The organism is Ruegeria sediminis (assembly GCF_005938215.1).
Taxonomy (GTDB): domain Bacteria; phylum Pseudomonadota; class Alphaproteobacteria; order Rhodobacterales; family Rhodobacteraceae; genus Ruegeria; species Ruegeria sediminis.
On sequence record NZ_VCPD01000010.1, the window covers coordinates 80,980 to 88,023 of the forward strand.

General features: G+C 63.5%; 8 protein-coding genes. 7 read left to right on the forward strand and 1 reads right to left on the reverse strand.

The window, feature by feature from the left end; genetic code table 11:
• The first annotated feature begins 46 nt into the window (after positions 1-46).
• The 7 genes from FGK63_RS19675 to FGK63_RS19705 all read left to right on the forward strand — a co-directional run bounded on the left by FGK63_RS19675 (position 47) and on the right by FGK63_RS19705 (position 6,024).
• Complete coding sequence (locus tag FGK63_RS19675; RefSeq protein ID WP_138845497.1) at positions 47-517, forward strand: TRAP transporter small permease; 471 nt, start codon at positions 47-49, stop codon at positions 515-517.
• On the forward strand, positions 514-1,812 hold the full coding sequence (locus tag FGK63_RS19680; protein ID WP_138845499.1) for a TRAP transporter large permease: 1,299 nt from the start codon (positions 514-516) through the stop codon (positions 1,810-1,812). Before FGK63_RS19675 ends, FGK63_RS19680 begins: the two co-directional genes overlap by 4 nt.
• A gap of 34 nt (positions 1,813-1,846) precedes the next feature.
• Positions 1,847-2,839, forward strand: a complete 993-nt coding sequence (gene dctP / locus FGK63_RS19685; protein ID WP_138845502.1) for a TRAP transporter substrate-binding protein DctP — start codon at positions 1,847-1,849, stop codon at positions 2,837-2,839.
• A 72-nt stretch (positions 2,840-2,911) separates the two neighbouring features.
• Complete coding sequence (locus FGK63_RS19690) at positions 2,912-4,012, forward strand: NAD(P)/FAD-dependent oxidoreductase (protein ID WP_138845504.1); 1,101 nt, start codon at positions 2,912-2,914, stop codon at positions 4,010-4,012.
• Complete coding sequence (locus tag FGK63_RS19695) at positions 3,987-4,295, forward strand: (2Fe-2S)-binding protein (protein WP_138845506.1); 309 nt, start codon at positions 3,987-3,989, stop codon at positions 4,293-4,295. Before FGK63_RS19690 ends, FGK63_RS19695 begins: the two co-directional genes overlap by 26 nt.
• Complete coding sequence (locus tag FGK63_RS19700; RefSeq protein ID WP_138845508.1) at positions 4,282-5,676, forward strand: FAD/NAD(P)-dependent oxidoreductase; 1,395 nt, start codon at positions 4,282-4,284, stop codon at positions 5,674-5,676. Before FGK63_RS19695 ends, FGK63_RS19700 begins: the two co-directional genes overlap by 14 nt.
• 9 nt (positions 5,677-5,685) lie before the next feature.
• The gene (locus tag FGK63_RS19705) at positions 5,686-6,024 is read left to right on the forward strand and encodes a RidA family protein (RefSeq protein ID WP_138845510.1); all 339 of its coding nucleotides are present in this window, start codon (positions 5,686-5,688) and stop codon (positions 6,022-6,024) included.
• Positions 6,025-6,267: 243 nt separating this feature from the next.
• Here FGK63_RS19705 and FGK63_RS19710 read toward each other — a convergent pair whose 3' ends face one another.
• The gene (locus FGK63_RS19710) at positions 6,268-6,654 is read right to left on the reverse strand and encodes a hypothetical protein (protein ID WP_138845512.1); all 387 of its coding nucleotides are present in this window, start codon (positions 6,652-6,654) and stop codon (positions 6,268-6,270) included.
• Between the last annotated feature and the right edge of the window lie 390 nt (positions 6,655-7,044).

The following is a 7,044-nucleotide window of genomic DNA, read 5'->3' on the forward strand; positions in this document are numbered from 1 at the left end:
GAATTCTATCGGATCAGGTTACGCAAACACTCGGGTGACAGGAAGCATGGACACGTTCTCGAAATACCTGCTGACGGGGTTGATCAGCATCGTGGCTCTCGGCCAGTTCGTCCAGGTGATCACGCGTTACGTGCTTCAGGTTCCGGTCATGGGGCTGGAAGAGACGATGCTCTATCCGACGGTGTGGCTTTATATGCTGGGCGCCGTGAACGCCTCGCGCGAGAACACGCATATCCGGGCCAATGTTCTCGAGATCTTTCTGACCACGGAGCGCCAGCACACGGTCCTCGCGATAATCGGCGAGATCATCAGCCTGATCGTCGGGCTTTGGCTGTTGAGCTGGGCCTGGGATTACACCCGCTACGCCTGGCGCGTCTGGAAGGAGAGCCCGACGCTCTACATCCCGACCTTTTACTCAGACGTGGCGCTCGTCATCGGGATGACGCTGATGATGATCTACACCGCCTGGCACCTCTGGGGCCATATCCGCAGCGTTTCGACCGGAGCGGTCAAATGATCGAAATTGCACTTCTCGCCATCGCCGTCCTCGTCATCACGCTGACGCTGGGCGTGCCGCTTCCCTACTGTTTCGGCGCCGCGCTGATGGTGATGTATTTCATCGGCGAAGTGACGATGAAAGGCATGATGCTCTGGGGTTTCCAGCAGCTCGGCAACCCCGTCCTGCTCGCGATCCCGCTCTTTGTCCTTGCCGGCACGATCATGTCCGAAAGCGGTATCGCGGCCTCGCTTTTGCGCTTCATCAACGCATTCATCGGCCATGTGCGCGGTGGACTCGGCGTGGTGGCCGCGGTTTCCTGCGCGGTGATCGGGGCGATCTCGGGCTCGGGCCTGACTGGCATCGCCGCCATCGGACCGTTGCTGATACCCGAGATGGAAAAGCGCGGTTATCCGCGGGAATACGCGACCGCGCTCATCGCCAACTCGTCCATCCTCGGCCTGCTGATCCCGCCGTCGGTGACGATGATCGTCTACGGCTGGGTGACCGACACGTCGATCCTGGCCTGCTTCCTGGCGACGCTTGGACCCGGCCTGTTCATCATGTTCAACTTCTCGGTCGTGAACCTGATCATGGCGCGCAAGTTCAACCTGCATCTCGACGAGAAGCCGAGTTTCGGTGAACTGACCAGCGAGGTGGCCAAACGCGGCATCAACGCGACGCCCGCGCTGCTGATGCCGGTGATGATCCTCGGCGGCATCTATGGCGGGATCATGACCCCCACCGAGGCCGCGGCGCTGTCGGTGATCTACGCGATCCCCGTCGGGTTCTTCATCTACAAGGGCCTGCGCTGGGACAACTTCCTCGAAGCCGGCAAGGAGGCTGCCACTGCCGTCGGTGCGATCATGATCATGATCCTTTTCTCGATGATCCTTGGCCAGATGTTCGTCTATGAAAGCATCCCGCAGCAGCTGGTCAGCGCCATCTTCGGCATCACCGAAAACAAGGTGCTCCTGCTGATCCTCATCAACATCCTGCTGTTCCTGGTCGGCATGGTGGTGAACGACGTGACAGCCATCATTCTGATCGCGCCGCTGCTGCTGCCGCTGATGAACGCGATCGGCGTCAGCCCGGTGCAGTTCGCTGCGATCATGGGCGTGAACACCGCGATGGGCGGCGTCACCCCGCCCTATGCCTCGATCCTCTACCTCGGTGCGCGGATCGGCAAGGTAAAGGTCACCAAGGTGATCCGGCCCGCGATGATCCTGATCGTGACAGGCTATGTCCCGGTCGTGTTTCTGACCTCGCTCTGGCCTGATCTCTCGCTCTTTTTGCCCAGCCTCTTCGGCTACTGACCACACTGAAATCCCAAAACGGAGGAGACTACCCATGAAACACTTTCTGACCGGCACCGCCGCATCCGCTCTGATGGCGCTTGCGAGCGTCGCATCCGCGGCGGACCTGAAGATGAGCCACGTCCGTCCGCAGGACACCACGATTGACGTGGAACTGCGCGCCTTCGCGGCAAATGTCGCCGAAGCCACCGGCGGCGACGTCAACATCGAGATCTTCCCGGCCTCGGCGCTGGGCGACTACACCACCGTTCAGGAGCGCATCAGCGTGGGCGCCATCGACATGGCGACGCAGCCGGCCGCCTCGGCTGCCGACCGCCGGATGCAGATCAGCTCGTTCCCCTACCTGGCCAACAACTGGGACCAGGCGCGCAAGATCTACGGCGAAGACGGCGCGGTCCGCAACGTGATGGCCGAGCTTTATGCAGAGCAGGACATCACCATGCTCGCCGCCTATCCGGTCTATTTCGGGGGCATTTCGCTCAACACCGATCCGGTGAACCCCGGCGACCCGTCGCAGTCGAACGGCATCAAGGTGCGTGTGCCCGGGATCAAGAGCTTCCAGCTGACCGGCGAGGCGCTGGGTTACATCCCGGCACCGATCCCGTTCTCGGAAGCCTTCACCGCCGTTCAGACCGGCGTGGTTGACGGCGTGATCGGCTCGGGGGCCGAAGGCTACTATGCCTCGTTCCGCGACGTGACAAAGGCTTATGTTCCTGCCAACACCCATTTCGAGGTGTGGTACATGATCATCTCCAACGGTTCGCTGGCCGAGCTTGACGCCGAGGATCAGGAGGCTCTCAAGGCGGCCGCCGCCGAATTCGAGGCGCAGCGCTGGACGGTCGCCGAAGAAGACCAGGGCAAGTGGGAGCAGCGTCTGGCCGACGAGCTTGGCACCAAGATCGTCCCGCTGAACGATGCGGAACTGTCGGCTATGGCCGAAAAGATCCGGACCGTGGTCTGGCCGGTCGTTCTGGAAGACGTTGGCGCCGAGTGGGGTCAGGGCATCCTCGACCAGATCGGCCAGTAAGCGTTGTTGTGCGCGGGGCGGCGTTTCGGTGCCGCCCCGGCCCCTGACTTCAATCCCGGGAGAACGGACAGGATGGATGCGGACTATGCCATCATCGGCGGCGGTGTCGTCGGGCTGTCGGTAGCCTGGGGGCTGCTGAAGCGGGGCAAGAGGGTCGTCGTGCTTGACGGCGATGACGGCGCGTTTCGCGCCAGCCGCGGCAATTTCGGCCTTGTCTGGGTGCAATCCAAGGGGATGAAGCAGCCGCGCTATGCGCAGTGGTCGCAGCAATCCGCCGCCGCTTGGGCCGGGTTTGCAAGTGAACTGGGCGAGAGCACCGGCTGCGACGTGGCGCTCGAGCAGAAGGGTGGTTATGATCTGCATTTCTCGGAAGAGACTCTGCAGGCCACCGTTGCGCAGTATGAAATGCTGAAGGCCAAGCTTGGCGGCAACTATCCCTATGATGTGCTGGGCCAGAATTCGCTGCGCAAGGAAGAACCGCATATCGGCTCCAAGGTGGTTGGCGCCATTCTCCACCATCAGGACGGCCACGCGAATCCCCTTCGCCTGCTCAAGGCGCTTGCGGATGATGTGCGCCGCCTGGGTGGCCGCGTCCTGAACGGCAGGATCGTCACAGCGGTGTCGAAGCCGGACGGTTTCCGCGTCCATTGCGATGACGGCACCGTCGTCGGGGCGGCAAAGGTCGTTCTGTCGGCTGGCCTCGGTGCGGCCAAGCTTGGCCCGAAGATGGGTTTCAAGGCGCCGATCCGGCCGCAGCGGGGGCAGGTCCTGATAACCGAAAAGCTGCCCAAGATGATCTACCGCCCCTCGCTGATCGCGCGTCAGGTGGATGAGGGCGGCATCCAGATCGGGGCCACGAACGAAGAGGTGGGCCTTGACGACCGGGTGACGCAGCCCGGCATCTCCGGCCTGGCGGCAGAGGCCATCGCGGCCTATCCGGCGCTGGCCAGGGCGCAGCTTGTCCGCAGCTGGGGAGCCTTGCGCATCCTGTCGCCGGACGGCCTGCCGATCTATCAGCAAAGCCGCGACATGCCGGGCGCCTATCTGGTGACCTGCCACAGCGGCATCACGCTAGCCGCGGCGCACGCCCGCTTCCTGCCGGACTGGTTGGAAGGGACTGGCGCCGCTCCGGATCTGGAGGTGTTCAGTGAAGACCGCTTCGCCGTTTCTTGAGCTGGAGAGCAGCCCGCGCGTCCGGGTCTGGTTCGACGGCGCGCCTCTGGATCTGCCCGAAGGCGCGAACCTCGCCGCCGCGCTGCTGGCAGCCGGGGTAGGGGTATTCCGCCACACGCCCGTCTCCGGGGCGCCGCGCGCGCCATTCTGCATGATGGGCGCCTGCTTTGAATGCCTGGTCGAAATCGACGGTATCGTCCGCCAGGCCTGCATGTTGGAAGTCTCTGAAGGCATGCGCATCGCGCGGCCACACCAGGCGGAGGGATCCGATGCGGCACAGTGATCTCATCGTCATCGGCGCAGGCCCCGCCGGCATGGCCGCCGCCGCGACTGCGGCCGAGACCGGGTTGAGCGTTGCCTTGCTGGACGAACAGCCTCGGCCGGGCGGGCAGATCTATCGCGACGTGGACCGCGTGGCACCCCTCCGCGAGGATATTCTGGGCAAGGACTATTCCCATGGGGCGACCTTGACGGCCGGCATCCGCCGCCCCGGCATCGAGCATGTCGACGGGGCGGTGGTCTGGGCCATCGAGCAGGGATTCCGCATCTCTTACATCCGAAACGGCCGTGGGGGCCAGCTGAGCGGCGACAGAGTGATCCTTGCCACCGGCGCGCTGGAACGTCCGATGCCGGTTCCCGGCTGGACCCTGCCGGGGGTGATGACCGCGGGGGCGGCGCAGATCCTGCTGAAACAATCAGGGGTCCTGCCGCGTCGCGCGGTTCTGGTCGGCAGCGGGCCGCTGCTCTATCTCATCGCCGCGCAGATGGTCCGCGCGGGTACGCCGCCGCTGGCGCTGGTCGAGACGCAGACGCGCGGCGACCTCTTCCGCGCGGCGCGACACTTCGGCGGTGCCTTGCGGGGTTGGCGCTATCTTGCCAAGGGCCTGGCGATGCTCTCCGAAATCATCCGCGCGCGAGTCCCGCGTTACACCGGCGCAACGGAAATCGCGGTCGAGGGCGATGACAGGGCCGAGGCCATTTTCTTTGTCTGCAGCGGCAAACGCCACAGGATCGACTGTGAAACTGTCCTGCTGCATCACGGTGTTGTCCCGAATACGCAAGCTGCCCGTTCGCTTGGAGTTACCCACCGATGGGACGAGGCGCAAACCTGTTTCGCGCCTGTTCTCGATGCCTGGGGCGCAACGGATGTGGAAGGTATCTTTGTTGCGGGCGACGGGGCAGGGATCGGAGGCGCCAAAGCGGCCGAATTCGCCGGGCGCATTGCGGCCCTCAAGGTTGCCGGAGATATGGGAAAACTCTCATCTTCCGAGCGCGACCGCCTGGCCGCGCCGCTGCACCGGCAGCACCAGAATGAAACCGCCGTGCGTCCTTTCCTCGACACCGCCTATCCGCCTTTTCGCGAGGCGCTGTTGCCCGCGGATGCCACCATCGTCTGCCGCTGCGAGGAAATCACCGCAGGCGACATCAGGCGCTACGCCAAGCTTGGATGCCTTGGGCCGAACCAGGCCAAGGCTTTCGGCCGTTCCGGCATGGGTCCCTGTCAAGGACGCTATTGCGGACTGACGGTCACGGCTCTGTTGGCCGCATCCAACGGGCTGTCGCCCGACGAGACAGGCTACTACCGCATCCGCCCGCCGCTGAAACCCGTGACGCTGGGCGAGCTTGCTGCAATGGAAGATGGCGCGCGTGGCGCGGCCGAATAGGAGAAGACGATGATCGAGAGAATTGAAACCGGCGCGCGGATGAGCAAGATCGTCAAACACAACGGCGTGGCCTATCTGTGCGGTCAAGTGGGTGAGGGCGCGACAGTTGCCGACCAAACGCGCGACTGCCTGTCCCGCGTCGAGGCGCTGCTGCAGCAAGCGGGCACGTCGCGCGAGCATATTCTGCAGGCCATCGTCTGGTTGGCCGACATGGCTGATTTCGCCGAGATGAACGAAGTCTGGGATTCTTGGGTGCCTGCGGGTCACGCCCCGGCGCGCGCGTGTGGGGAAGCCAAGCTTGCACGTCCCGAACTGAAGGTCGAAATCATCGTGACTGCAGCCTGTTGAAGCCCCGGGCCGGGTACGGTCAAAGGACACCGACCGGAGATGGGCAGCGCAGTGTCGTAACGCCTCTGCAAGCCGGAAAGTTTCCACCGTCGAGACCAGCCCGGGAATCCTTCGCCCGGCGGGAATCCGAGGATCCAACGGCATCTCACCGTCACCGCGGCACACCAGATGTTCGGACCCGGCGGACGGTGTTCCAATGCCGTCGCGGATCGCAGCCTGAGTTTTCGCCGGGGTCGGGGTAACCTATTTCAGGTCAGCAGCCATCGAGTTGTTCCGGCGGAAATCACGAACACTGCCGAAGCCAATCCAAAGAATGCCGGTGAGAACGACGAACAAAACCACCGGCAGAAGAGAGATCTGCATGACCAGCACGGCGTAGAAAACGGCCAAATATGCCCCCGCCAGGGCAGCCACCTGCACAACCCAGAGAGCCATCCTGCTGAATACGATGGATTTTTCCTGTCCGGCCTCGAAACGAAGGGCCCGGCGTTCTGTCTCGCTCATCTCCAGCACAACGGCCCGAGCCGCTCGGCGAACGCCTTCGCTTGCGGGAAAATCGATCTGGTTGGCATCCAGATAGGCGTCAATGAGAGTTTCCAGCTCTTTGCCGGACGGGGCAGAAACGGACATGGCGATGGATCCTGAAAAAATCCAGATTGGGCAGCGAGCGTACAGTTTCGCTCAATATCTCGACCCGTGCAGCCCCATGTCTGCGGCAAGACACGGCACCGTTGCCCTCTTGCCGCAGAATCCGGCGGAGAGTTGCCGGTCCACCTTTCGGCGCAGCAAGAACCCGCACAGAGGCGGCGAATTCGGCATCGCATGTACGCGGCGAAGAAAGGCAGTCGCCGCATATGCGAGATCAGCGCCCAGATGGAGGTCTGCGACGCGGCCTCAGCCCCCATACTCGCCCCTTGCCCTTGTGCCTCGGCTGATGCAACCTTGTATGCGGAGGAGGGATGTCAGTTTCACCGCTGGGTCCGTTGGCAAACGAACCAGCGTGGCGCCATGCTTTGGGAG